At 35.7% G+C, this 25595-nt stretch carries 25 protein-coding genes; 11 read left to right on the top strand and 14 right to left on the bottom strand.

Annotated elements, in window-relative coordinates; genetic code table 11:
• Positions 1 to 63 precede the first annotated feature (63 nt).
• From MR054_RS01010 to MR054_RS01045, 8 genes are all read right to left on the bottom strand, one after another.
• Entirely contained in the window at positions 64 to 1176 is a 1113-nt protein-coding gene (locus MR054_RS01010) for an ATP-grasp domain-containing protein (protein ID WP_242155325.1), read from the bottom strand.
• Between the two features lie 109 nt (positions 1177 to 1285).
• On the bottom strand, positions 1286 to 1828 hold the full coding sequence (locus MR054_RS01015) for a hypothetical protein (protein ID WP_242085671.1): 543 nt from the start codon (positions 1826 to 1828) through the stop codon (positions 1286 to 1288).
• Between the two features lie 99 nt (positions 1829 to 1927).
• Positions 1928 to 3121: a DUF1501 domain-containing protein gene (locus MR054_RS01020; RefSeq protein ID WP_242155327.1), complete on the bottom strand. Its 1194-nt coding sequence runs from the start codon at positions 3119 to 3121 to the stop codon at positions 1928 to 1930.
• A gap of 18 nt (positions 3122 to 3139) precedes the next feature.
• Positions 3140 to 4525: a DUF1800 domain-containing protein gene (locus tag MR054_RS01025; protein ID WP_242155337.1), complete on the bottom strand. Its 1386-nt coding sequence runs from the start codon at positions 4523 to 4525 to the stop codon at positions 3140 to 3142.
• 125 nt (positions 4526 to 4650) lie between these two features.
• Entirely contained in the window at positions 4651 to 5673 is a 1023-nt protein-coding gene (locus tag MR054_RS01030; RefSeq protein WP_242155339.1) for a UDP-glucose--hexose-1-phosphate uridylyltransferase, read from the bottom strand.
• Between the two features lie 20 nt (positions 5674 to 5693).
• On the bottom strand, positions 5694 to 6842 hold the full coding sequence (gene galK, locus MR054_RS01035; protein ID WP_242085667.1) for a galactokinase: 1149 nt from the start codon (positions 6840 to 6842) through the stop codon (positions 5694 to 5696).
• Between the two features lie 11 nt (positions 6843 to 6853).
• Positions 6854 to 7747, bottom strand: coding sequence for an aldose 1-epimerase (locus tag MR054_RS01040; RefSeq protein WP_242155341.1), 894 nt, complete (start codon positions 7745 to 7747; stop codon positions 6854 to 6856).
• 14 nt (positions 7748 to 7761) lie between these two features.
• Positions 7762 to 8754, bottom strand: coding sequence for a GntR family transcriptional regulator (locus tag MR054_RS01045; protein WP_242155349.1), 993 nt, complete (start codon positions 8752 to 8754; stop codon positions 7762 to 7764).
• A gap of 138 nt (positions 8755 to 8892) precedes the next feature.
• Here MR054_RS01045 and MR054_RS01050 point away from each other — a divergent pair, with 138 nt between their 5' ends.
• Positions 8893 to 10542 carry a sodium/sugar symporter gene (locus MR054_RS01050; RefSeq protein ID WP_242085664.1) on the top strand — a complete coding sequence of 550 codons (1650 nt, stop codon included), beginning with the start codon at positions 8893 to 8895 and terminating at the stop codon, positions 10540 to 10542.
• A gap of 147 nt (positions 10543 to 10689) precedes the next feature.
• A complete protein-coding gene (locus tag MR054_RS01055; RefSeq protein ID WP_242155350.1) occupies positions 10690 to 11550 on the top strand; it encodes an alpha/beta hydrolase in 861 nt (286 codons plus the stop codon).
• Between the two features lie 17 nt (positions 11551 to 11567).
• On the opposite strand, the gene MR054_RS01060 is transcribed toward MR054_RS01055, so the two are convergent.
• Positions 11568 to 11987, bottom strand: a complete 420-nt coding sequence (locus MR054_RS01060) for a (4Fe-4S)-binding protein (RefSeq protein ID WP_242085662.1) — start codon at positions 11985 to 11987, stop codon at positions 11568 to 11570.
• Positions 11988 to 12101: 114 nt separating this feature from the next.
• Here MR054_RS01060 and kynU point away from each other — a divergent pair, with 114 nt between their 5' ends.
• The 8 genes from kynU (at position 12102) to MR054_RS01100 (ending at position 20138) form a co-directional block, all read left to right on the top strand.
• Positions 12102 to 13376, top strand: a complete 1275-nt coding sequence (gene kynU, locus MR054_RS01065) for a kynureninase (RefSeq protein ID WP_242156351.1) — start codon at positions 12102 to 12104, stop codon at positions 13374 to 13376.
• A complete protein-coding gene (locus tag MR054_RS01070) occupies positions 13369 to 14766 on the top strand; it encodes an FAD-dependent oxidoreductase (protein ID WP_242085661.1) in 1398 nt (465 codons plus the stop codon). Before kynU ends, MR054_RS01070 begins: the two co-directional genes overlap by 8 nt.
• A gap of 116 nt (positions 14767 to 14882) precedes the next feature.
• The gene (locus MR054_RS01075) at positions 14883 to 15299 is read left to right on the top strand and encodes a RidA family protein (protein WP_242155351.1); all 417 of its coding nucleotides are present in this window, start codon (positions 14883 to 14885) and stop codon (positions 15297 to 15299) included.
• A gap of 13 nt (positions 15300 to 15312) precedes the next feature.
• Positions 15313 to 16758, top strand: coding sequence for an aldehyde dehydrogenase (locus tag MR054_RS01080; protein ID WP_242155352.1), 1446 nt, complete (start codon positions 15313 to 15315; stop codon positions 16756 to 16758).
• A 92-nt stretch (positions 16759 to 16850) separates the two neighbouring features.
• Positions 16851 to 17633 carry an SDR family oxidoreductase gene (locus MR054_RS01085; RefSeq protein ID WP_242155356.1) on the top strand — a complete coding sequence of 261 codons (783 nt, stop codon included), beginning with the start codon at positions 16851 to 16853 and terminating at the stop codon, positions 17631 to 17633.
• Between the two features lie 57 nt (positions 17634 to 17690).
• Positions 17691 to 18224, top strand: a complete 534-nt coding sequence (locus MR054_RS01090) for a 3-hydroxyanthranilate 3,4-dioxygenase (protein ID WP_242155357.1) — start codon at positions 17691 to 17693, stop codon at positions 18222 to 18224.
• A 95-nt stretch (positions 18225 to 18319) separates the two neighbouring features.
• Positions 18320 to 19423 carry an amidohydrolase family protein gene (locus tag MR054_RS01095; protein WP_242085656.1) on the top strand — a complete coding sequence of 368 codons (1104 nt, stop codon included), beginning with the start codon at positions 18320 to 18322 and terminating at the stop codon, positions 19421 to 19423.
• Positions 19424 to 19493: 70 nt separating this feature from the next.
• On the top strand, positions 19494 to 20138 hold the full coding sequence (locus MR054_RS01100) for an O-methyltransferase (RefSeq protein WP_242155359.1): 645 nt from the start codon (positions 19494 to 19496) through the stop codon (positions 20136 to 20138).
• Here MR054_RS01100 and MR054_RS01105 read toward each other — a convergent pair.
• The 3 genes from MR054_RS01105 to MR054_RS01115 form a co-directional block, all read right to left on the bottom strand.
• Positions 20133 to 20420, bottom strand: coding sequence for a Sec-independent protein translocase subunit TatA/TatB (locus tag MR054_RS01105; protein WP_338081489.1), 288 nt, complete (start codon positions 20418 to 20420; stop codon positions 20133 to 20135). The two genes, MR054_RS01100 and MR054_RS01105, sit on opposite strands and share 6 nt — an antisense overlap.
• A 77-nt stretch (positions 20421 to 20497) precedes the next feature.
• Entirely contained in the window at positions 20498 to 22723 is a 2226-nt protein-coding gene (locus tag MR054_RS01110; RefSeq protein WP_420868303.1) for a M1 family metallopeptidase, read from the bottom strand.
• A 146-nt stretch (positions 22724 to 22869) separates the two neighbouring features.
• Entirely contained in the window at positions 22870 to 23367 is a 498-nt protein-coding gene (locus MR054_RS01115; RefSeq protein ID WP_242155363.1) for a DUF6702 family protein, read from the bottom strand.
• Positions 23368 to 23553: 186 nt separating this feature from the next.
• Between MR054_RS01115 and pepE the strand changes: the two genes are divergently transcribed.
• The gene (pepE, locus tag MR054_RS01120) at positions 23554 to 24261 is read left to right on the top strand and encodes a dipeptidase PepE (RefSeq protein ID WP_242155365.1); all 708 of its coding nucleotides are present in this window, start codon (positions 23554 to 23556) and stop codon (positions 24259 to 24261) included.
• A 133-nt stretch (positions 24262 to 24394) separates the two neighbouring features.
• Here pepE and MR054_RS01125 read toward each other — a convergent pair whose 3' ends face one another.
• Entirely contained in the window at positions 24395 to 24817 is a 423-nt protein-coding gene (locus MR054_RS01125) for a GNAT family N-acetyltransferase (protein WP_242155367.1), read from the bottom strand.
• Positions 24818 to 25199: 382 nt separating this feature from the next.
• A complete protein-coding gene (locus tag MR054_RS01130) occupies positions 25200 to 25595 on the bottom strand; it encodes an ankyrin repeat domain-containing protein (RefSeq protein WP_242155370.1) in 396 nt (131 codons plus the stop codon).

Genomic DNA, 25595 nt, shown 5'->3' on the forward strand with positions numbered 1-25595 from the left:
AAAGATGGATGGCTAAATTAGACCAAACGAACGTCTACCTCTTATGGCATCATAGGCATTTCCTTAATTATCGGGGTCAAAATAGTCATTAAAATCAATTTTCAACAGCTTTTCAATGTTTTCACTACTTTCCTCAAGGGTATAAACTCCAAAGGCCAATTGTTTCCTGTAATCAAAACTGGTCCTGTTTAAAATCTTGGTAAACTCGTTTTCCAATTTATTTAAATTGGGCCGCTGTAGGGCCTTATTAATGTCAGTACCATTATAAGCTATAAAATAGACAAAATTACTAGTAGGCCAATCCCTCCATATCCTATCCCAATTAGGACTTTGTTCATTAATAAAATGCTCGTAAGGGTTCACCTTTAAGCTGTGATATATCATGTTTCCTAATCCCATGCCACCAAATCGCATGGCATTAATTTCTATGGGTACCAGTTTATGGGATCGCTTAAATTCCGAATGAAGGGCCATGTTCTTCACCTGTAATTTAGCGTTCAACTTATAAAAGAACGTCATGGCCTCATCGTAAACTGTTTCAAAAATTATTTTACTTGTATAGTATATCATATGCAAATAGTCCTGGTGTTTTGGAAGGGGATGGTAATAAATATTAACAATATGAGGTTTTCCCTGAGAGTCGTAAAACATATCCACAGCATATTCTTCCCCATCGATAAAATCTTCAAGTAGAAATGCATTTTGAGATAAAACACTATCTGAAAACACCGATGAGTTTACCCCAATTTCCGATTTGATTTCTTCAGCGATTAAGTTTAAATCACTGTGTTCGTCAATAATTTTTACTGCAGTACCAAAACATCCTTTTACAGGCTTAAGGACTTTCTTATTTGAAATTTTTAATGCTTTAATATCGTCGTAATTAATGTAATAATACTTTAGTGCGGGAAAATCATCCTGCAATAACTTACGGAATAAGAGTTTATCCTTCATGGATTCTATGGCTGTTTTTGTTACATCATCATCGATTCCATTCAGAATACTATCCAAAGTAGCTTCAGAAGTTGTACATATTTTACAAGGGAATGACATGGTCTTATATTTATCTAAAAAATCACGTTCAGCAATAAGTTCCATTCCGTTGGTATCGGGTAGGGTCTCTAAGGTTCCTGATTCTGAATGATCTGGATAAACTAAATACAGCTTACTATTCATAAATTATTACAATGTTTTGTCTTCGAATTATTTTCGTTTATTAGAATAAAAAACCCCTTAACCATATTGTGGATAAGGGGAAATCAAATTTGTACATAAAAGCGTTGTTTTATTCCTCTGCCATATCTTCGTTATCCATGGTCTCTTCCTTTTTCATTAAATGATTTAATAGTCCAGTGAAATCACCATAAATTTGTTGAAATGCAATTTTGCCTTCATCATTAAAATCAAAAGATTCATATAATTTTATTTTACCGGATTTTGCCTCTGTGGAATCGGTTGCCGGAAGCGTAACTTCCCAAGTACTATAATGTCTAACGGATCCATCGGGTTCTTTTGTATCTGGATTTACACCTGGTAATAATACTGGTTCATTAAGCATTTTAAAATCAAAATACTCCCATGACCTTTTATCAGATTCTTTCATCTCCTCTAAGGAAATGGAATCCTTTTCGGCTCCAAACATCGTTTCCAATAAAACAAAATCATCTGCGTAAACCGAATAGTCAAGATTCTCATCTTGCCACTGTTGTAGATTAGCCAGAACGGTTTTGGAATTAGCTTCAAATTTTAGTTCTGCTGTATTATCAACCTTTTCTTGGCAGGACATAAAAAGTAAGGCAATACATAATAAAGAACAAATAGTTTTCATATTTAATGGGTTTAGTGTTAAGCTTACAAGGTACGAAAAATAACCATCTCTTGTAATTTAAAGTCCATTATTATAATCAAAACTCATACTTCTTACATATCATGTAAACAAATCGAGTTTACTGAATTTTCGATTCAAAATGGCACTATCCTTAACATTTAACCATTGGTCCAAAATAGTAGCATAAATAGATCTAAAATCAACGGTATAGATTAAATCCCCATTATCATCCAGTCTTAACAGGTTTGGTGATTCATTGTAAAATCCTTGTGTTTTTAGGTTTTCACCTATGAGGAAAACGTTATTTGCTGCGCCATGATCGGTGCCAGAAGCGGCATTTTGTTTAACACGCCGACCAAACTCTGAAAAGGTAAGAATCAACGTATCTTTAAATGTATCATTTTCTTTTAATTCCTTTATAAAAACTTCAATAGATTCGCTATAGGTTCTCAATAACCGACTTTGTCTATTGGATTGATTAGCATGGGTATCGAATCCTCCCATGGAAATATAATAGACCGATGTCTTTAAATTGGAATTTATAAATTCAGCAGTTGTTTTAAGTTGACCGGCAAATGGATTATCTGGATAAGAAAACTTACTCTTATAAGTTTTTGAGGTCTCATAAATATAATTAGCAGATGATTTGGCTTCTATCATTGTTTTATAGAGATAGCCCAAATTATGTTCACTTAAATGGTCATCGGTCTGATAGTTTAGGATCTTTTTAAAATATGGGGTGTGCGTATTTCCATACAATATTTTTGGGTTTTTAGTAGCAATGCCATTTATATGTTCTCCTTTCATTATTAAAGACAAACTATCATCCAACTCAATACCCGCATAAGGCATTTTACCGAACAATTCAATATAGCGTCCAAGCCAACCTGTATTTAAATATTCTTTTGGGTCGCTTGCTGTATGCCATATATCGGTGGATCTAAAATGAGACCGATTGGGGTTTGGATAACCAACATTGTTAATAATGGTGAGATAGCCTTGATCGAATAAATTTTTTAGGGGTGCCAGGTTAATATTAAATCCTAATTCGTCATTAATTTTTATAAGATTGTTCCTGCCAATCGAAATCTGAGGCCTTTTCTTGTAGTAAACATCATTAGTGTATGGTACAATAGTATTTAAACCATCATTTCCTCCAGAAAGCTGGATAATAACCAATTTCTTAACGCCTAAGGTATTTTTTGCCACATGTTCGAAGGCCTTTACAAAATTTGGCACAAACCATAAACTACTGGCCAATGCACTTTGCTTAACAAAATCCCTTCTATTCATTTGTGTATAGTTTAACAATTAACATAATTGATATTCCGGTAAGGACATTAGCTGGATACAAAAATCCCTGTTAGATCTTACTAAAAGATTGGAAACTAAAGCTTCTGTATCCTGGTCGGTAGAGGCAACCAAAAGCAGACGTTTTAATTCAGCTGGCCTCAGTTTTCCATACTGTTTATTAAAAGCATCCCAGTCGCTATTGACTTTAAAAAATCTATTTTTACCTTTTTGTTTATAATAATTAGTAAAGGTATCCTCGAACTCCCCTTTTTCCTTCAGGTTTATTTGGGCATTATTTAAAAGCAAGGAAGGCAATTTCATTCTAAACATTAATGTATTGGAATCTATCCACGATTTGTCGCCTCTCCAACCCGCAACATTAACAGGATACAACAGTACCTGGCCCATCATTTTTTGTAAATAAAACAGTTGTTTTTTGTTAACAAAGGACATCGAAATTATGGTATTAATGCCTACCAATAACTCCATGGGGGATTTTATCTTAACACCAACATTTTTAGCTTCATAAAACCAGTCAGAGCTAAAGATATAATGCATCAATGCTTTAATATTGTAATCTTGATAAAAATAATCTGTAAGTTCCTCCAATCTTTTGGCATCAATTTCAGGGTTTACAAAATACGTATATATTTTCCCACAAATAAACCGGGCGCACTGCTTCTGTTCTAATATAATGTCTATAACATCGTCGCCATCAAAATGACCCGACTTGCCAAAAAATGTCTTTTTCTCAAAATCGTGTTTAACTTTGCGTAGAAAGAAATCACCATTGGGTTTAAAAGACCATCCCGTAAACGCCCTGGCTGCTTCTTTGATATCTTGTTCTGTATAATTACCTATTCCCAGTGTGAACAACTCCATTAATTCGCGTGCGAAATTTTCATTAGGACTTTCCTTTATGTTTTGCCTATTATTCAAATACTTACTCATTGAAGGTTCCTTGGCAATGGCTTTTATAAAGTCTTTAAAGTTACCTAAGGCATGCTTTCTGAGGGTGTTATTATATTGCTGAAAATGAAGAATATTATTATCCCGACAAACAAAAACATTGGCCCAAAACAAGGTCATTTTTTCGTTTAAAATGGCATCTGTTGTACACAAGCGTTCTATCCAAGTGTAATTTAAGTCCCTTATTTTTATTCTGCTTTTCTTTAAAAGCTCTTGCGTATTTTTTAAATCTGAATTATTACGCCCGGTAGTGTTCATTTGCACCACCGATTCAAATTCGGAAAGATCAAGTTGAATGGGTATTGGATTTTCTGAAGCCGAAAACATCGCATTGATAATCTTGGTTTTTGACATGGACTTTAAATTATTCAGCGCATTCAAACCTATTCCAAATCCGGCCCTCATATATAAATGCTGAATTTGTTTTTGTTTCATAGTTAAGATGTATTTGCTTCAAGGATAAGACATTAATATTGAATAATAGTTTAATCGTCATCATTAAAAAAACCATTACCTCTCATGGTGGTAATGGTTTTACTCAACTAACTCAAGATTTAAAACTAAATCAAGTCCTTTATACGTTGTGCTGCTGTCTCTGCAGTAATATCACGCTGTGGGGATCCAAACATTTCATAGCCCACCATGAATTTTTTAACTGTTGCACTTCGCAATAACGGCGGATAAAAACTCATATGCCAATGCCAATGAGCATTATCTTGTCCATTGGTTGGCGCCTGGTGTATGCCACTCGAATAGGGAAAAGAAGTATTGAACAACTTATCGTATGCCTTGGTTAACACCGAAATGGCTTCTGCATAAAGAAAAGCTTCTTCATCATTCATATCCAATATACTTGGTTGGTGTTTCTTAGGGACTATCATCGCCTCAAAAGGCCAGACTGCCCAAAACGGAATTAACACGACAAAGGCATCATTCTGAAAAATAATACGTTCTTCATGTTCCAACTCCTGTTTTAAATAATCACCCAATAAACTGCTATTGTTTTTTGTATAATAGTTTAATTGTTGGGTATTTTTCTTATCTACTTCGTTAGGCAAAGTGGATTGACTCCAAATTTGTCCATGAGGATGGGGATTGCTACATCCCATAACCGCTCCTTTATTTTCAAATATCTGTACATAATTTATCAAATCGTTTGCTCCAAGTTCGGCATATTCCTTTTGCCATGCGGCAACTACTTTTTGGATGTCGACCGGATCCATATCGGCAAGACTCTTAGAATGGTCAGGACTAAAGCAAACCACTTTACAAATGCCTTTCTCACTTTGTGCAACCATTAAACCTTCCTTCAATGAAAAATTAGGTGAATCACTTTGCAATGCGGCAAAATCATTGGTAAAAATAAATACGTCTTCATACTTTGGATTGACCTCGCCATTAATTCTTGTGTTACCCGCACATAAATAGCACGTATCATCATAGGTGGGCCGTTTTTCGTTAGACACGGCCTCATTTTGCCCTTGCCAAGGCCGTTTGGCTCTGTGGGGTGACACCAAAACCCATTCCCCCGTTAATATATTCAATCGTTTATGTGAATAATCCTGTAAATCTGTATTTTTCATTATTTGATAATTTTAATAGTCTAGTGAACAATATGAGTGCCATCTGAAAGTTCTATAAAATAAATAGAACATGCTTTACCAAATGCCTTTTGATAGGCTTGAGAAACCGTATCGGCAAAAGCCTCTGTGGCGGATTTTTCAATCAAATTAATGGTGCAACCGCCGAAACCTCCACCCATCATTCTCGCTCCCAATACCTGGTTGTTCATCTTAGCTTGTTCAACTAAAAAATCTAATTCCTCACAACTAACTTTATATTGCTTCGACAAGCCATCATGCGACCCGTATATCAATTTGCCAAGGGCCACTAAATCTCCATCCTCTATTGCCTTAGAAGCCATAACAGCCCTGTTGTTTTCCTGAATTACATACAACGCCTTTTGATAATTTTCGGGTGTTACTTCAGCCCTAACTCCTTCTAAATCAATTAAGGTAGCATCTCTTAACGCTTTAACACCTAATAATTCTGCAATGCTTTCACAGGCGGAACGTCTATCATTGTAAGCACTATCCGATAAACTATGCTTTACATTGGTATTGATTAGCATTAATTGGTGGTCTTTAAAATCTATTTCATATGGCTTGGATTTTACCGTTCTGCAATCTAATAGTAGAGCATGGTTTTTCTTTCCAAACATACTTGCATATTGATCCATTATTCCGCACTTTACACCCACATAGTTATGTTCTGCCTTTTGCGAGATGAGTATCATGTCCTGCTTAGATAAGCCTAAATCAAAAAGTTCATTGAGACCAAATACCACACTATTTTCCAATGCGGCCGATGAAGACATACCGGCACCACTTGGGATATCTCCTCTAAAAATAATATTAAAGTCCCCCACAACTTTATTTCTATTTTGGATTTCGGCCACGACACCCAAAACATAGTTCTCCCAGCTTCCCTCTGCCCGAGGTTTTAATTTATCCAATTGAAATTCAATTCGACTATCCATATCCAATGCATGTGCCGATGACAAACCGGAATCACTTTTTTGTATGGCTGCCGCAATGCCTTTATCGACAGCGGCGGGAAATACAAATCCATCATTATAATCGGTATGCTCACCTATAATATTTATTCTACCTGGAGAAAAAATAAGTAGTGGCTCAACCCCATATGCCTCCACATAACGGTTCTTCACATCATTAATTAATTGTGCTTTCATTTGTATTTAGTTTAGTTATTTTCATTTATCCTCAAACTCCATGTAATACTATATAATTCATTAGGTTGTAATTCTTGTAAACCTATTTTATTATTAAAGCTGTCTGAAATACCTGTGGTAGGTTCTATGGCGATAGCATTGTTCTTTGGTGGCGTATATATTTGCAAAAAATTATTCGTCCCTGATGCATTAAACTGTAAATTGTATTTTGGAGTCCTAAATAACACCTCATCCGAATTCAATCTCCAGCAATCATCAAGTTGTTGTCCTTTAATCAATAAGGGCAGATTTGTTCTTGTTTCAGCAACACCCGTAGTTATATTACGTTCCCCCAATATGATTTTTTGGGTACTGTTGAATTGTATTGAGCTCTCATACAGGTTATCACTAATAAAATAGGGGTGCCAACCTATAGTAAATGGAAAGGCTGTTTGATCTGTATTCTTTATATGAACTCCTAAATCCAAACTGTCTATACCAAAAATATATTCCAATTGTATGGAAAATGTATAGGGAAATCCTTTTGAGGCTTTAGTCTCTATATACTCTAAAGTAATATGTGCTGTATCTGAGGTAGTTTTACAGTCAACAAGATTAAAGGTTTTATTGTACACTAACCCATGTAGGGCATTATTTTCTTCGACTTGATTTATGTCCAACTGAAAGTTCTTACCTGCATAAGCATAAACACCATCTTTAACTCGATTTGCAAATGGAAACAATATAGAGGAGGCATAGGTGCTCTCATAGGTTAAAGGGGAAAGGTCTTGAATAATGGCATGACCGTTGAGTTGGAATTCCTGCAGGCTAGCGCCATCATTTAGGCATATTTTAGCACGGTTCTTAAGACCAGGGTGTTCTACTTCAAGTTGATTTAATTCTTTATGATGAATAATTTGGTACATATAAAATAGATTGTCTAAAGTGAATTTCTAATGATTAAATTATTGGGGTTTTCTATTTGTTTATGCTCTTTGTTAAGAATCATTTTTGCCAGACGTTGACCCATGCTGTTAAAATCTGTTGATATTGTGGTTATTCCTCCACACACAATTTCTTTTAGCAAAGAATCATTATAAGATATTACACCAACATCCTTAGCAAGAGATAGATTTTTACTTTTCAATGGTTTAATGATGTACAGTAAATTTTTATCATCTGGGATAATATATACTTCACCTCGGCTAGGCGTTATATGTTTAGCTGAATTAATCACCATATTGGGCAATTTATAGGTTTCACAGAATCGTTGAAACCCTTTCAACATCCCTATGGGTTGCTTATCCTCAGGAAAGACCAACACCAACTTATCGTATTTATGAATAAGATGTTTGACCTTACTTAGGTTCTGGTAAATGGCGTCTTCAAAATTCTGGTAAATGGCTGCATAATGGGCTAAATCGTCATGAATTTGATCCAAAATATAAACCCTGTCCGAAGGCAAATTCTTAATGACCGAATTGGTATCCGATAAGTTGGCAGGCATAATCACATAATAGTTATATGCCCCGATATTATCATAAATGAGTTTGCTAAAAATATCCTTATTAAAATGATGAAAGAATATATCAACGTGAATATTTTCACCCAGTTGTTCTAAAAAGGAATTATATAAATCCTCTTTAAACGCATTAAGCTCATCGAAAAGTAAAAATATTTTTTGCTTTACGTGGATGTCTTCACTGGACACAAAATAGCCCTTACCAACAATTGACTGAATGATGCCTCGGTTTTTCAATTCATTAAATGCCATTAAAACAGTATCTCTAGACAAAGCATGCTCTTCTTTAATAGCATTAATCGAAGGAAGTCGATCTCCATTTTTAATAACACCTGCGGCAATAGCGTCTTCAATTGAATTAACAATTTGCTTGTATTTAGCTTTCCCTATATTACTTTTTATGGTGATCATCTATAGTGCAAATATACAATTTTTTTTTAAAACCCTACTACACCCTACTAGTTTGGTTTTTTTTGTTGAAATATCATTTTTAATTTATATATTTGGCTTTTGAGATTAAATTTCTAACAACTAAACAAAACTAAAACTATGACATCTGGATTTCACATTTGGGATTATATTGTCTTTATAGCATATGCCATTCTAATATTGGGCGTAGGTTTATGGGTTTCGAGAGACAAAAAAGGGCATCAAAAAAATGCTGAGGACTATTTTTTAGCCAGTAAATCCCTACCATGGTGGGCTATTGGAGCATCATTAATTGCTGCAAACATATCTGCTGAACAGTTTATAGGGATGTCAGGTTCCGGTTTTGCATCAGGATTGGCCATAGCGTCTTATGAATGGATGGCCGCCATAACCTTAATCATTGTTGGTAAATACTTTTTGCCCATATTTATTGATAAGGGACTTTATACCATTCCGGAGTTTGTGGAAAAACGCTATTCAACAAACTTAAAGACTATTTTAGCGGTTTTCTGGATTGCACTGTATGTGTTTGTCAATCTAACCACCGTATTGTACTTAGGTTCACTGGCTCTGGAGACCATTATTGGTATCCCCTTAATTTATGGTGTGATTGGTTTGGCTTTATTTGCTGCGGCTTACTCACTGTATGGGGGTCTCTCTGCGGTTGCATGGACCGATGTTATACAAGTTGTCTTTTTGGTTTTAGGTGGGTTAGTAACCACTTATCTGGCCCTGAATACTGTATCTGAAGGTCATGGTGTCATTTCAGGTTTGCGTACTGTTTTTGAAGCCGTCCCTGAACGTTTTGAAATGATATTAGACGAATCTAATCCGGAATATAGGAACCTTCCTGGTTTAGGTGTACTTGTTGGTGGAATGTGGGTTGCGAATTTATATTATTGGGGCTTCAACCAATATATTATCCAACGTACTTTAGCAGCAAAATCGTTAAAAGAAGCTCAAAAAGGTATATTATTAGCTGCCTTTTTAAAATTGGTAATTCCATTAATTGTTGTTATTCCGGGAATTGCCGCTTACGTTATGATCAATGATCCTGAAATTATGGCCAGATTAGGTGTTATAGCTCAGGAAAACCTGCCCTCTTTGGAACAAGCCGATAAAGCATACCCTTGGTTATTACAATTTTTACCAACAGGTCTCAAAGGCGTCGCTTTCGCTGCCCTTGCCGCTGCCATTGTATCATCTTTGGCCTCCATGCTTAATTCTACTTCTACTATATTTACAATGGATATTTACAAACAGTATATCAATAAAAAGGCTAGCGATAAAGCTACAGTGAACATGGGAAGACTTTCTGCTTTTATCGCCTTGGTGATTGCCTGTATTATGGCGCCGCTGTTAGGTAATCTGGATCAGGCATTCCAATTTATTCAGGAGTATACGGGAGTTGTTAGCCCTGGTATATTAGCCGTATTTTTACTAGGATTGTTCTGGAAAAAAACAACAAACCAGGGAGCCATTGTTGGTGCATTGACCTCCATACCCATTGCCATGTATTTCAAAGTAGCTCCTAAAGGATGGTCAACCTCGGCATTCTTTGTAGATGTACCTTTTATGGATCAAATGGGCTACACCCTACTTTTAACAATGGGTGTAATTGCACTTTACAGTTATCTACAGCATCGAGGTGCTGATGACGATAAAGGCATACCAATAACCAAAGCCTTGTTTAAAACCTCTCCATTGTTTAACATTGGTTCTTTTGTTGTTTTAATCATACTCACAGTATTATACGCCCTGTTTTGGTAATATCTTAATGTAAAACTTGAAACAAACCGGAACTAAGTCAACAGTTGATTTAGTTCTGGTTTGTTTTTTACGCTAATTTTTGGATTATTTCTACAATATTTCTTTATTTATCATGTTACATAGTTTTTAAAACCCTAAAATATTCAAATGAAATTAGTCTTTTGTTTTATCGTCACGACTGCTATTTGTTTAAGTTGCTCAGATGAGCGTGTTGAAAATTCTAATCCTATTGTACTGGAATATAAAACGCTAACTAATGTTCCATATGGCTCAGACAGTAACCAAACTTATGATATTTATTTACCGGAAGGCAGGGACCTAAATACTAAAGTTATGATTTTTGTTCATGGAGGAGGTTGGAATTCAGGTGATAAAAGTAGTATGGATTATTTAATAAACTTATATCGTACTGACTTTCCCGATTTAGCATTGGTAAATATCAATTATCGTCTATCGGATGACAGTAACCCACCTTATCCTATGCAAATCGATGATATTTCAACAGTTGTAAACCAATTAAAAGCTAATAGAGAAGACTATGTTATCTCAGAAAATTATGGTTTTTTAGGAGTTAGTGCCGGTGGGCATTTATCCCTATTATGGAGTTATGCGTTTGACAACCAGAAAAATGTTAAAATGATTTGTAGCATCGTTGGCCCAACCAATTTTACTGATCCAGCTTATTTGCAAAACACTGATCCTTTATTGCAAAGTTTTTTAGACACCTATGGCATTAATCCAACCATCGCATTTCTTGAGGAGATTAGTCCTCTGCATCAGGTCACGAATACGGCGCCGCCAACCATTCTGTTCTATGGCGGTCAAGATCCCTTAATCCCAACTTCGCAAGGTACAGATTTAAGGGACAGGCTAAACACATTAAACGTCACGAATGATTTTACACTTTATCCGGAGGCAGGTCATGGTTGGGGAGTAAACCCCGGTGAATTGGATTTGTTATTGGATACCTGGAATAAAATAAAAAGTTTCACACAATCCTATTTTTAGAATAATCCTATTAAAAACTAGCCTATAAAATCTTGTTTTGAGTGAGTCCCATCACAATAAGGTTTATTCTTAGAGTATCCGCATCTGCAAAATGCCGTCGATCTATGCTTTATTTCCTTCATCTTATCCTTGTGAATAACCTCTACTGTTCCATGTATTAATAGGGGTCCATTTTTTAATACTTCAATCTTGGTGCTTACAGGATCAGGTGGTTTCTCAACCCTATTATTCAAATAATAACTTAATGCGCCCGATGGACATTGCTTAACTTGATTAATTATGTTATCAGACGTAGCCGCATCAATTTTTACCCATGGCCTAAATCTTGGTCTGAATACTTCAGGGAGCCCTTTCACACAAATACCCGAATGCACACACTTCTTCGCTTCCCAAACTACAGTTACTTCCCCATTGGTATATTCTCTTTTCGTTCCCATAACAGATATTTTCCCATAAATATACAAAAAAGTCACCCCAAAAATCCCAATTTTAAAGATCCATTACTTTAGTTATAATTCTTATTTTTGTTAGAAACAGAAAAACAACCCACATTGTCAAACTACAAATTAGGATTGGATTATGCCCTTAGGCAAGACCAAAATGATGAACTAAAATCCTATAGAAACCTATTTCACATTCCAAAAGATACCAAGGGACAGACATGCATTTATATGACTGGAAATTCGCTTGGATTACAACCAAAACAAACTAAATCTTATATAAATCAGGAACTTGAAGATTGGGCTAATTTGGGAGTAAAAGGCCATACTGAAGCAACAAACCCGTGGTTAACGTACCATGAGACTTTAACCGAAAGCATGGCTAAAATTGTGGGGGCCAAACCTTTGGAAGTTGTCATCATGAATACACTTACGGCCAATCTTCATTTCATGATGGTTTCATTTTATAGACCTACCAAAACTCGTCATAAAATTCTTATCGAAAGTGATGCTTTTCCATCGGATAAATATGCTATTGAATCCCAATTAAGGCATCACTGTCAGGACTACAAAAGCGGTGTGATTCAGTGGAAACCTCGAGAAAATGAGGAATTGCTCCGTTATGATGATCTGGAGAAAATACTTGAAGTTCATGGTGATGATATAGCCCTTATTATGGTTGGTGCGGTCAACTACTATACGGGACAATTTTTAGATTTAAAACGCATTACCAAACTTGGTCATAAACATGGTTGCACGGTTGGGTTCGACTGTGCTCATGGTGCCGGTAACGTCGCTTTAGAGTTACACGATTCCGGTGCTGATTTTGCAGTTTGGTGTACCTATAAATATTTAAATTCCGGACCTGGAAGTTTAGCCGGTTGTTTTGTACATGAGCGACATGCTTATCGTAACGATTTGAACCGATTTACAGGGTGGTGGAGTCATAACAAACAGACCCGGTTTAACATGAGACAAGAATTTGAACAATTACCCGGTGCCGAAGGCTGGCAACTCAGTAACCCGCCTATTCTTTCCATGGCGGCCATAAAAGCCTCATTGGATATCTTTAATGAAGTTGGAATGGAAAAACTAACAAAGAAATCCAAAAAGTTAACCGGATATTTTCAATTTTTATTACAACAGTTAGGAGAAGATACCATTAGAATAATTACACCCAATAACCATAAAGAACGTGGTTGTCAACTCTCCATTCAGGTCAAAGATGCAGATAAGTCCTTGTACGGGAAATTAACACATGTAGGAGTGATAAGTGATTGGCGTGAACCCGATGTTATTCGATGTGCACCTGTACCATTGTACAATACTTTTGAAGACGTATATCGCCTAGTTGACAAACTGAAATCCATTCTGCTAAATGCCTAAACAACAAAACGTACTTATAATCGGCGCTGGTCTCTGTGGGAGCCTTCTGGCATTACGCTTAGGGCAACGCGGTTATAATGTATCGGTTTATGAAATGCGCCCAGACCTACGCAAGGTCAATATAAATGCAGGTCGATCCATTAATCTTGCATTCTCAGATCGCGGTAATAAAGGTATGAAATTAGTAGGATTGGAGGATAAAGTAAAATCCCTATGTATCCCTATGTATGGGAGAATGATCCACGATGTAAAAGGTAACACATTTCAATCCAATTATAGTGGTCGCGATCATGAATATATCAATTCTGTATCTCGTAGTGGTCTCAATGCATTATTACTAGATGAAGCTGAAAAACACCCTAATGTCTCTTTCTATTTCAATAAAAAATGTAAAACTGTTGACTTTCAAAAGACAACAGCCCTTTTTAAAGACTGTGATACCAATACCGATTTTATAGAGGATGCCGATGTTATCATTGCCACTGATGGCGCGGGTTCAGCCATGCGACAAAGTTATTATTTAAGCAAAAAATTCCTTTTCAGCTTTTCACAAAACTATTTAACCCATGGTTACAAAGAACTACATATTCTGCCTAACGAAAATGGTGGTTATAGGGCTTACAAAAATGCACTTCACATATGGCCTCGTGGAAATTTTATGCTCATAGCCTTACCCAACTTAGATGGTAGTTTTACCGTTACCCTATTTTTAAGTTATGATGAAGGTGAATATAACTTTAACAACTTAACTCATAGTAGTCATGTCCTTGAATTTTTTAAAACTCAGTTTCCGGATGCTTTGACTTTAATGCCTAATCTATTGGATGATTATTTCCAAAACCCAACTTCACCATTGGGCACTGTTAAATGTTCCCCATGGCATTATAAGGGCAATACCTTGTTAATGGGTGATGCTGCTCATGCCATCGTTCCATTTTATGGACAGGGTATGAACGCTTCATTTGAAGATGTCGTTGAACTTGATAGCATTTTAGAGGAAAACCATAATGACTGGGAAGCTGTTTTTGCTGCGTATCAAAAAACCAGAAAAAAAGATACCGACGCCATTGCAGAACTGGCTATAGATAATTTTTATGAAATGCGAGATCATGTGGCCAATCCTATATTTCAAAAAAAGCGTAAATTGGAGATGGCTTTGGAAAAAGAATTTCCGGAAATCTATTATTCTAAATACGCATTGGTGACATTTAATGAACACATCGGCTATAGAGAGGCCATGATAAAAGGTCGAGCACAGGATAAAGCTATATTAAAACTATTGACCAATAACGCAATACAGGAAGAGGATGATTTAAAATCCATATTAAAAAAAGTGCAACAAGAAACAGAAGCTATTCTTGAAAACGATAGGATTGCTGGTTTCAAATAGAACGTGGATATTATCAATAAATTAAGACTGTATTCCTATATCAACATAAAAAATTGAAAAAAATAGTTTTCAGTTTTCATAAATTTATATATTCTCAAATATCAAAAGCCTAAAACATGATTACAGATAAGGACAGTGTTACCCCCAGAGGTGCTTACCCTCACACAAAACGTGTTGGTGATTTTATATTCGTATCCGGTACGAGTTCAAGACAATCCGACAACAGTATCGCAGGAGTTAAAACCATTGACCAAATGGGTACAAAGCTACTCGACATTGAGATTCAGACACGGGAAGTCCTAAAAAACATTGAACTTAAATTAATACAGGAAAGTGCTACATTAAGTGATATTGTTGATGTGACCTCTTTCTTAGTAAACATGAACGACTTTGCCGGATACAATAAGGCCTATGCCGAATTCTTTGATGCGGAAACAGGCCCCACAAGAACTACCGTAGCGGTACATCAATTACCACACCCTGATTTGGTAATTGAAATTAAAGTGGTGGCGTACTTGGGAAATAGCAGGTAAATTAACCCAAAAAATGGAAAGAATACAAAATTTTATTAACGGTCAATATTATGAGCCAAATTCTAATGAATGGTTGGACAATTACTGCCCTGCTAATGGTGAGATTTATGGGCAAATTCCAAACTCATCAAGGATAGATGTGGAAAATGCCTATATTGCGGCGCAATCCGCTTTCCCGACCTGGTCACAAACCACATTAGAAGAGCGTAGTAGAATACTTATTAAAATTTCAGAGCTATTAGAAGCTAATTTAAATCATCTCGCTAAGGTAGAAAGTAAAGATAACGGTAAACCTTTGCATTTGGCCAGTCAAATTGATATTCCAAGAGCAGCAAGTAATTTTAGATTTTTTGGAAATGCCATTACTCAATTTGCGAGTGAGAGTCATGATAGTGTAGGTCATCAAGCTATTAACTTTACCTTAAGACAACCTATAGGGGTAGTTGGATGCATTTCTCCTTGGAACCTACCACTTTATCTTTTTACCTGGAAAATAGCTCCCGCCTTGGCAGCAGGTAATTGTGTAGTGGCCAAACCTAGTGAGATAACACCAATGACAGCCTATAAACTTGGTGACATTTGTAACGAAGCTCAATTACCTCCGGGGGTCTTAAACATCGTACATGGTTTAGGCTCAACAACCGGACAAGCCATTATTGAACACCCGGACATAAAAGCCATTTCATTTACGGGAGGCACAAAAACAGGGGCGCATATTGCAAAAACAACAGCTCCCCTATTTAAAAAGTTGTCATTAGAACTAGGCGGGAAAAATCCAAATACCATTTTTGCTGATTGTGATTATAAAAATATGCTTGAAACCACTGTACAGTCTTCATTTGCCAATCAAGGTCAAATTTGTTTGTGTGGCAGTCGAATTTTCGTGGAATCATCTATTTATGATACATTTAAAGTGGACTTTGTAGAAAAGGTAAAAACCCTAAAAGTTGGCCATCCTTTAAAAGATGATACGGACATAGGTGCTTTGGTTTCAGAATCTCATTTAAAAAAAGTCATGGAATATATAAGCATAGCTAGACAAGAAAATGGACGAATACTCTGTGGTGGACATTCGGTCAAGGTGAAAGGATTTGAAAAAGGCTATTATCTTGAACCGACCGTTATTGAGGTATTAACCAATACTTGCACCATAAATCAGGAAGAAGTTTTTGGTCCAGTAGTTACCATAATGCCTTTTAATTCTGAAGACCATGTACTACAAATGATGAATGAGGTGAAATATGGACTCTCTGCAACCGTTTGGACTAATGACTTACAGCGTGCAATACGAATGAGCAAACAAATTCAAGCCGGTATAGTATGGATCAATACCTGGATGATGCGTGATTTACGCACCCCATTTGGAGGCACTAAAGCCAGTGGTATTGGTCGAGAAGGCGGATTCGAAGTGCTTCGGTTTTTTACAGAACCAAAGAATGTATGTATAAAATACGGATAACATTTGCCATGAAAAATGTTCATCGGCATCTCAACATGAATTAATTAACGATTAAATTTAATAAACCCCTAAACCAAATTCAATATAAAAATATGGATTTAAAACTGAAAAATAAGAATGCTCTGGTTTGTGGAAGCACACAAGGCATAGGTAAGGCCACTGCTTTAGTATTGGCCCGAGAAGGTGCAAATGTGACACTTGTAGCCAGGAACAGGGAAAAATTAAAAAAAGTTTTGGCAGAATTAAAAGAAGGAGGAAACCATAGCTATATAGTAGCAGATTTTTCCAATCCCAGAGATTTACAAGAACAGGTTATTAAGTTTATCGAAAATCGGCATGGATTTCATATACTAATAAATAATACAGGAGGTCCCAGAAGTGGAGATATTTTGAATGCCAGCCTCGAGGAGTTTGAAAAAGCCTTTACCCAACACTTGAAATGCAATCATGTTTTGGCACAATCTACCATACCATTTATGAAAGAGGCTGGATTCGGAAGAATCATTAATGTGATATCTACCTCGGTTAAAGAACCCATTCCTGGTTTGGGTGTTAGCAATACCATTAGGGGTGCCGTTGGAAATTGGAGTAAAACTTTAGCCACCGAACTTGGTCCATTTGGTATTACGGTAAATAATATTCTTCCCGGTTTTACAGAAACCGAACGTCTTTCTGAAATTATAAAAATAAAAGCGGCCAAAGAAGAAAAAAGTTTTGAAGAAATGTCCGAGATTATGAAAAATTATACACCTGCCAAGCGTTTTGCTGAACCGAAAGAACTAGCTGATGTCATTACATTTTTGTCAAGCGAATTGGCAAGTTACGTTAACGGAATAAATGTACCAATAGATGGTGGTCGGACAAAAAGTTTGTAACTTTATAACTAAAATCATCCCAGGTAAACAAGAGGGTCACCAAAAAATAACACAGATATGAGCAAATTAGTTTCACCAATAAATTTTAAAGCTTGGATTGAGGAAAACAGACATCTGTTAAAACCACCAGTGGGAAACAAAGTAGTCTGGAAGGATACTGATTTTATCGTCATGGTTGTTGGAGGACCCAATAGCCGAAAAGATTATCATTATAATGAAACACCTGAATTTTTTTATCAAATTGAAGGAGATATTGTACTCAAAATAATTGATAAGGGTACTCCTAAAGACGTTCACATAAAAGAAGGCGATATTTACCTGTTGCCTCCTAAAGTGCCACATTCCCCTCAACGCGGTGCCAATACAGTTGGATTAGTCATAGAATATAAGCGTCCCAGTGGAATGCAAGATGCCCTTTTATGGTTTTGTGAACATTGTACAACAAAATTATATGAGGAGGGTTTTACATTAGAAAACATTGAAACTGATATGCCGAAGATCTTTGACCATTACTACACCGATAAGGAGAAAAGAACTTGCCCCAATTGTGGTGAGATCATGGAACCCCCTAAAAAGGTGAAATTGGATTAGTTCTGCATTTTTAAAGTATGCAAAACCCTTGTTGAAAACATATTTTCATTCAAGTTTAAAATAAATTAGATTCCTGCTAAGTCAGGAATAAAACTATGAATAAACGTAAGCTACGTATAAATGGTCATTCCCACCTCCTTCCTTATCCAGAGGAAATACCAAATTACATGCGTGAAAAAGGTATTTTTTGGGTTGATAAAGATCGGAAATTCATGCTTCAAAAAGATTGGAATCGTCCCATTACCGATTCTAGTTTCTTTTTACACGAAAAACTGGAATGGATGGAACGTTACAATATTGACCATGCCGTAGTTTTAAATTTATCGCAACTTTATGGCAATGGACTACGGGTTGAAGAAATGAAAACAGCGCTGCGATTTCAAAACGATTTTAACGCTCGAATACAACATGATTACCCCAGTAAATTTACCTGTGGATTTGTTGTTCACCCGGGTTTTTTAAGAAGTGCATGTTGGGAAATTGAACGCTGTGTAGAAACCCATGGTATGCAGTTGCTTTGCTTACCTACACATTACATGGACACCATAGGTACCTGGCGTTGTATTTTTGATGAAGAAAATGAACCCTTGTTCGAATTGGCCAATTCCTATAACTTAGCTATTGAAATTCATCCTTACGATGGCGAAAAATTCATAAAACTGGAAAATACGTCCTGGCGTTTCCACCTCATCTGGATGTTAGCACAATGCGCCGACGCCTATCATTTTTTAACCTTAAATGGCTATCAGGAAAAATACCCCCATATGAGAACGTGTTTCGCGCATGGCGGCCAATTGGCACAGATAAATTTAGGACGTCGTATACAAGGTTTTGACGGTAGGCCCGATTTGTTTGAAGGCAAACACCACCCTAGGAAGGCTGTGGGTCATAAAAACATCTTTTTCGATACACTGGTCCATGACACCGGGTCCTTAGAACTGTTAATTAAAAATCAAGGGGCTAAACAAGTACTTATTGGATTGGACGACCCTTATCCTTTAGGTGAAATGGAAAGTGCCAAACAGTCCTCTTATCCAGGCAAAATTTTAGACTTGGCGATAGAAAGGCATATAATAACTAAAGCTGAACGCAATGCCATGTGGGAAGATAATGTTATTCAATGGTTATACGGAGATGACAAGGTTGGCAAGGAAAATTTTTATAATAGAATTTTAAGTTTATCCCCTCCACAATCATAAATAATGGATTGTTTTTGCGTGTTATGGGTCGTATCAACCTAACTGTATTAACTTCTTAAAATATTTGAAAATGCACTTTATCCCGGAAGAAATAGACGAGTACGTCATTAAACATTCTGAAGACGAACCCGAATTATTACAACAACTCAATCGTGAAACCCATCAGAAAATCTTACAGCCCCGAATGTTAAGTGGTCATTTTCAAGGTAGAGTGTTAAGTATGATTTCCAAATTGGTAGGTCCCAAACAAATATTAGAAATTGGAACTTATACGGGCTATTCTGCATTGTGTCTTGCTGAAGGCCTAGACCCTAAAGGTGAGTTGCATACTATTGATAGTAATGAAGAACTTTTCGAATTTCAGAGAAAGTATTTTGATCAATCAAAATATGGACATCAAATAATCCAACATATGGGTGATGCTTTGGATATAATTCCTCAGCTCCATTTGAAATTCGATTTGGTATTTATTGATGCCGATAAAGAAAACTATTCGAATTATTTTAATATCATTATCGACAAATTAAACACAGGTGGTATTATTTTAAGTGATAATGTGCTGTGGAGTGGTAAAGTTTTGGACACTAAATTTAACAAGGATGATTTGGCTACACCGGCTTTAATTGAGTATAATAGAATTCTAAAAAACGATAAGCGCGTAGAAACCGTCCTTTTACCTATTCGGGATGGCTTAACCATTAGTCGTAAACTATAATTTACGTTTTACAGAACCTGTAAAATCCTCTAAGTCATCTTTTACCTTGTCCAATTCTTTTTTAACATCGGTGGTAATACTGGTATCAATACCATGTTTTTCGGCACTTTTGGTAATCTCATTCTTAATATCATTTGTGGCATCTTTTAATGTGCGCATACCTTTACCCAAACCACGAGCGATTTCAGGTAATTTATCGGCACCAAAAACCATAATGGCTATAAAAAGCACAAATGCTATTTCAGCTCCACTAATGAATAAAACTATAGGTTGATGTATCACGCTACAAATATAATGAGATGTTTGCTACAATAAAAAAAGCCGATTATAAAAAATCGGCATAAATATTAAATTTTAGGTTATCCTCTTACTTTATCCTTAAACTTATCAAATTCACTTTCCTCTATTTTTTTCGGCCAAGAATTATTGGAAGTATCCACATCAGCAGTTTCTAAATCAGGATCTATAACAATACTTGTTATGGCTTTATCCGTTTTATATACCTTAGTTACCTGGTTTTCATTGTAACGCCAAATTTGGGCCGGATACATTTTTCTTTCTTTAGTACCATCTTCATAGGTCAACTCCACAATTATGGGCATGACCAATCCACCGGGTTTTTCATAAGTAACTTGATAAAAATGTTTCGGTGCCTTTAATAATTTAGACCGTTCTTGATCGGACAGGCTTTCCAAATAAGCCTTTAAAAATGCGAAATCTTCAACCTTTTTGGCATCACTTGGCACTATTCCATTTTCCGCTTCGGCATAATAAATCAATTTGTCCTTAAAAGCATCAAGGTTCATATTATAAAGCTCGGCTAACTTCATGGCCTTTTCAGTCGGTTTATCAGTTAAATAATATTGCTTCACTTCTTTCACCCCTATATCGGTATAATCTGTTGTATAAAACCACCCTCTCCAAAACCAATCTAAATCCATGGCCGAGGCATCTTCCATAGTTCTGAAAAAATCTGCCGGTGTAGGATGTTTAAACATCCATCTTTGGGAGTAGGTTCTAAAGGCATAATCAAACAATTCCGGTCCCATAATAGTATGCCTCAGCATATATAAACCTGCTGCCGGCTTGGTATAGGCATTTGGACCAAACTGATGCACATAATCACCATGGGACATGATCGGTGAAATATATGATTGATCACCTCCCATGTATGGCACAATATCTTTCGGTAAATTACCTGTAAAAAAATTAGGGTCATAATCTAACTCGGCCAGGGTTTCAACAAAGGAATTTAATCCTTCATCCATCCAGGTCCATTGCCGCTCATCACTATTAACAATCATTGGAAAAAAATTATGACCCACTTCATGGGTTATAACCCCAATCATTCCCCTTTTGGTTCTTTCATCGTAAGTTCCGTCTGGATTAGGTCTTCCATAGTTAAAACAAATCATTGGATATTCCATACCTTGTCTTTCTGAATGGACCGATACCGCTTTATTGTATGGATAATCAAAGGTTAATTTAGAATACTCCTCCAAAGTATTGGCTACAACACGAGTGGAATGCTCCTCCCAAAGTGGGTTACCCTCTTTTGGATAAAGTGATATGGCCATTACCTCCCGTCCATTGATATTTACGGCCATGGCATCCCAAATATACTTTCTCGATGAAGCAAATGCAAAATCCCTGACTTGATTGGCTTTAAAATGCCATGTCTTTGTTTTTGTAGTTCCTCCTTTCTCTGCTTGTTCTGCTTCTTCTTGTGTTACAATAAAAACGGGGTCCTGAAATGATTTTTTCGCTTCGTTAAATCGCCTCTGTTGTTCCTTGGTCAATACATCCTTTGGATTTTGCAAATCTCCGGTGGCTTCCAAAATATGATCGGCCGGGACGGTAATCTTCACCTCAAAATCCCCGAATTCTAAAGCAAATTCACTTCGCCCCCAAAATTGCATATTTTGCCAACCTTCCACATTATCATATACACAAAGTCTGGGATAAAATTGGGCAATGGTGTAATTGTTATTCCCATCTGGAAAAGTTTCCAAGCCAGAGCGTCCTCCATCAACATTAATATCATTGATGTTATACCACCATTTAATTTGAAACTTAAACTCGGCGTCCGGAGCCAATGGTTTAGGTAAATTAATGCGCATCATGGTTTGATTGATGGTATGTGATAGATTCGAACCATCGTCATTCTTTACATATTCTATATTAAATCCACCATCGAAACGGTCTTTTAAATTGGAACTGGTAAAACTCTGCGGACCATTAAAAGCTGCATTAAATATCTCTGTATTAATATCAGGTGTTTTTGAATTTTTAGCACGCATATTCTGATCCAACTGAACCCACAGGTATTCTAAATAATCCTTTGAATTATTATGATAGGTTATTTTTTCTTCACCAAAAATTTGATTATTCGCTTCATCCAATCTAATATCCATAATATAATCAACCTTTTGCTGAGTATATGCATACCCGGGTGCTCCCGACGCCGTTCTACTTTCATTAGGTGTCGCCAATAGGTCTTTCATTTGTCTAAACTTATTCTGATTTGTATGTCCCAAGGGCCTGCCATTTTCCTGTTCTTGTGCATATGACCCAGACAAAATCATTACCATTGATAAAATAAGGAACTTCAATTTTTCCATCACTGAATGTTGATTATATAATGAATTATTAACAATAGACCTAAAATGCTATATTTTATGTAATTTTCGGGCCCCGAAAATACTAAATTTTAAACCTCTTTTATTTTTTTTTAATTAAACTTTAACATTGCAGATGGTCTTTCTTTGGTAAGTATCATACTTTTTTGACGCGAGTAAATCTTAGTTTTCACGACATTTTGTTGTTCTTCGTATATATCGAACAATACCCGATTACTTATTTCAAAAGTTTTAATTTGTGTTATCCCCTCTACTTCTATGTAGCAGCGCATAATATCCCCATCATATTCTTTCCCAATAAAAACAATGGGCATGCTTTTACCATTAATGGTTATTAAAAATTTTTCTCTTAAGTATTTTTCCAGATAAATATTAGTGTCTTTATGCTCATCTTCTATTGCTAAAACAATACTTTCATCGTAACGTTCTCTTAATAAATTCTCCATATCATCAATAAAAATTCTAGAGATTATTTGAATGGACTGCTTTTCCTCAACATAATTAATTTGTGTAACACTAACATAAAATTTATGTAAAACAGTAAATCCAAAAAATGGTATTATCAATAAACCAATGATTATCCGACCCATACTTAAATTTCATTTAATTATTGCTAAAGTAGATATTTGTAATTTAAATCTATATTTAGCATTCCAAAAAGCATTCCAAAAAAACTTAGTACAGGTAACATCACAAAAATGACTTTTTGTTTAGACCGAATACAAAACTTTTGGTTAAACCATGTTTTTCTTAGATTTACCTAAAATTCATTTAATATGAAAAAGATAATTATTGCGAGTTCATCTAATGTTTATGGCAGTGGCTTTTTGGAGTACCTTTTCGAAGAACTGGAAACGTTTTTTGAAGTTGCTGAAGAGATTTTATTTATCCCTTACGCAAGACCCGGTGGCATATCCCATGACGATTATACAGAGAAAGTTAGCCATGCATTCCGAAAGATTGAAAAAAACGTAATAGGAATTCATACCTTTGAAAATCAAAAGCAGGCAATAAAAAATGCTAAAGCAATTTTTACGGGTGGAGGAAACACCTTTGTTTTAATTAATCAATTATACAAACACCACCTTATCGAACCATTAAAAACCTCTATTTCTAAAGGTATACCTTATTTGGGAACAAGTGCCGGAAGTAATATTTGTGGGATAAACATCATGACGACAAATGATATGCCTATTGTTTATCCCCCTAACTTTAATGCACTTGGCTTGGTCCATTTTAATATTAATCCACATTATTTAGATCCGAATCCTAAAGGAAAACACATGGGTGAAACGCGCGAGGTTCGTATAAAAGAATTTCATCAATACAATACGATTCCCGTTGTTGGTTTGCGCGAAGGAAGTTGGTTGAGGGTTAATGGAGAATCGGTTGTTCTTCAGGGTAATTTAAAGGCCCGTATTTTTGAATGTGATAAAGACCCTTATGAAATTGACCCTAATACCGAATTAACACATTTGAGGTAATATTTCGTATTTTTTTTTGGTAGAACGGCCTCGAAAGAGATGTAGTAAGCTGTAACAGTCGATGTTCTTCAGGGAAAGTGACTGACGCAAGACCCCAATAAGAAACAATCGATTTTAATTTCAATAAGTAAAATTAAAGTTTTTTTAAAAAATGAAACCCCAATATATTAAAGCCTTCATTAAAGTAAAACTTATGGGATTTATAATTGCCAACGTAGGTATTTAATTCGATAGCCTCATACCCTTTTCCTATAATATATTTATAAATCCAATCAAAAAATTGTTTTCCAAGCCCTTTATTTCTATAAGCTTCAAGAATATATACATGATCTGGTTCTACACTTCTACCTGAATAATGACGCGTACAAAACCATAAACCACAAACCCCAATTATTTTGTCGTCGCTATGCATAACAGCACATTCATAATTTTGTTCGATCATTTCTGAAAAACGTTGTTTCAATAAGTCAAAAGACACATTGCTATGATTGAGCTCATGTACCAAAGGAATGACCAGATTAATGTCCGCTTTATCTAAAATTTTGAATTGAATCATATTGCCAAATTTAACAACAGAACAATAAATAAAATTAATGGTCTGACGCAACAAAATAAAGCTATTTTAAATAATAATTATTACTTTTTTACTTAGGGAAAGAAGACTTCTAAAGTAAAGGTCATTAAAATGACATAGCAGAACCTTGAATTTTTGTGCTAAAAGGCCATAACCATATGGCAGATTACATCCCGAATTACCATAATAAAAAAGGCAGTATGGATGTATGTAACTATAATGGCACATGTATTTGCTTTGTAATAAAAGGGTATAGGTCCAAGAGGAAATGTAAAGTGACATGGACATATAAATCCCTAAAAAAATGCCCTTTTTAAAAAGGGCATTTTCGAGTGACTAGCTCTAAAAATTATAACATAAAGTGTTATTTATTTTTATTGGACAAAGCATCTTTTAAAATCTCATGTGCTTCTTTGGCTTTATGAATTTCAGCATATTTCAAAGCGGTCATGCCTTTATCCGATTTTACTTTTAATTTAGCTCCACTGTCTATTAATAATCTTAATATTTCGGTCCTGTTAAACTTAGCGGCATACATAGCCGGGGTCATACCATTTGATTTGGCATTAACATCTGCACCTAAATTAATAAGTTTTTTTACCGTTTCTATATCGCCTTTAGCTATGGAAACACAGAATGGATTAACTTTATAAACCACCGTACTGGGGTTATAATCTAAATAGGAGTTTACGGATTTGGCATTAACGGTAACTACCGAAAAACATAATGCCATAGCAGAAATGATTAACGTTTTTTTCAT

The organism is Aestuariivivens sediminis (genome assembly GCF_022662105.1).
Lineage (GTDB): Bacteria > Bacteroidota > Bacteroidia > Flavobacteriales > Flavobacteriaceae > Aestuariivivens > Aestuariivivens sediminis.

Bases quoted from the DNA above. Each gene is read 5' to 3' on its own strand.
- MR054_RS01050 (WP_242085664.1), top strand. From the start codon at position 8,893: ATGACATCTGGATTTCACATTTGGGATTATATTGTCTTTATAGCATAT.
- galK (WP_242085667.1), bottom strand. From the start codon at position 6,842: ATGAAAGCACAATTAATTAATGATGTGAAGAACCGTTATGTGGAGGCA.
- MR054_RS01100 (WP_242155359.1), top strand. From the start codon at position 19,494: ATGCACTTTATCCCGGAAGAAATAGACGAGTACGTCATTAAACATTCT.
- MR054_RS01095 (WP_242085656.1), top strand. From the start codon at position 18,320: ATGAATAAACGTAAGCTACGTATAAATGGTCATTCCCACCTCCTTCCT.
- MR054_RS01110 (WP_420868303.1), bottom strand. From the start codon at position 22,723: ATGATTTTGTCTGGGTCATATGCACAAGAACAGGAAAATGGCAGGCCC.
- MR054_RS01030 (WP_242155339.1), bottom strand. From the start codon at position 5,673: ATGAAAAATACAGATTTACAGGATTATTCACATAAACGATTGAATATA.
- MR054_RS01085 (WP_242155356.1), top strand. From the start codon at position 16,851: ATGGATTTAAAACTGAAAAATAAGAATGCTCTGGTTTGTGGAAGCACA.
- MR054_RS01045 (WP_242155349.1), bottom strand. From the start codon at position 8,754: ATGATCACCATAAAAAGTAATATAGGGAAAGCTAAATACAAGCAAATT.
- MR054_RS01020 (WP_242155327.1), bottom strand. From the start codon at position 3,121: ATGAATAGAAGGGATTTTGTTAAGCAAAGTGCATTGGCCAGTAGTTTA.
- MR054_RS01010 (WP_242155325.1), bottom strand. From the start codon at position 1,176: ATGAATAGTAAGCTGTATTTAGTTTATCCAGATCATTCAGAATCAGGA.
- pepE (WP_242155365.1), top strand. From the start codon at position 23,554: ATGAAAAAGATAATTATTGCGAGTTCATCTAATGTTTATGGCAGTGGC.
- MR054_RS01125 (WP_242155367.1), bottom strand. From the start codon at position 24,817: ATGATTCAATTCAAAATTTTAGATAAAGCGGACATTAATCTGGTCATT.
- MR054_RS01115 (WP_242155363.1), bottom strand. From the start codon at position 23,367: ATGGGTCGGATAATCATTGGTTTATTGATAATACCATTTTTTGGATTT.
- MR054_RS01090 (WP_242155357.1), top strand. From the start codon at position 17,691: ATGAGCAAATTAGTTTCACCAATAAATTTTAAAGCTTGGATTGAGGAA.
- MR054_RS01080 (WP_242155352.1), top strand. From the start codon at position 15,313: ATGGAAAGAATACAAAATTTTATTAACGGTCAATATTATGAGCCAAAT.
- MR054_RS01055 (WP_242155350.1), top strand. From the start codon at position 10,690: ATGAAATTAGTCTTTTGTTTTATCGTCACGACTGCTATTTGTTTAAGT.
- MR054_RS01075 (WP_242155351.1), top strand. From the start codon at position 14,883: ATGATTACAGATAAGGACAGTGTTACCCCCAGAGGTGCTTACCCTCAC.
- MR054_RS01040 (WP_242155341.1), bottom strand. From the start codon at position 7,747: ATGTACCAAATTATTCATCATAAAGAATTAAATCAACTTGAAGTAGAA.
- MR054_RS01070 (WP_242085661.1), top strand. From the start codon at position 13,369: ATGCCTAAACAACAAAACGTACTTATAATCGGCGCTGGTCTCTGTGGG.
- MR054_RS01060 (WP_242085662.1), bottom strand. From the start codon at position 11,987: ATGGGAACGAAAAGAGAATATACCAATGGGGAAGTAACTGTAGTTTGG.
- MR054_RS01130 (WP_242155370.1), bottom strand. From the start codon at position 25,595: ATGAAAAAAACGTTAATCATTTCTGCTATGGCATTATGTTTTTCGGTA.
- MR054_RS01025 (WP_242155337.1), bottom strand. From the start codon at position 4,525: ATGAAACAAAAACAAATTCAGCATTTATATATGAGGGCCGGATTTGGA.
- MR054_RS01015 (WP_242085671.1), bottom strand. From the start codon at position 1,828: ATGAAAACTATTTGTTCTTTATTATGTATTGCCTTACTTTTTATGTCC.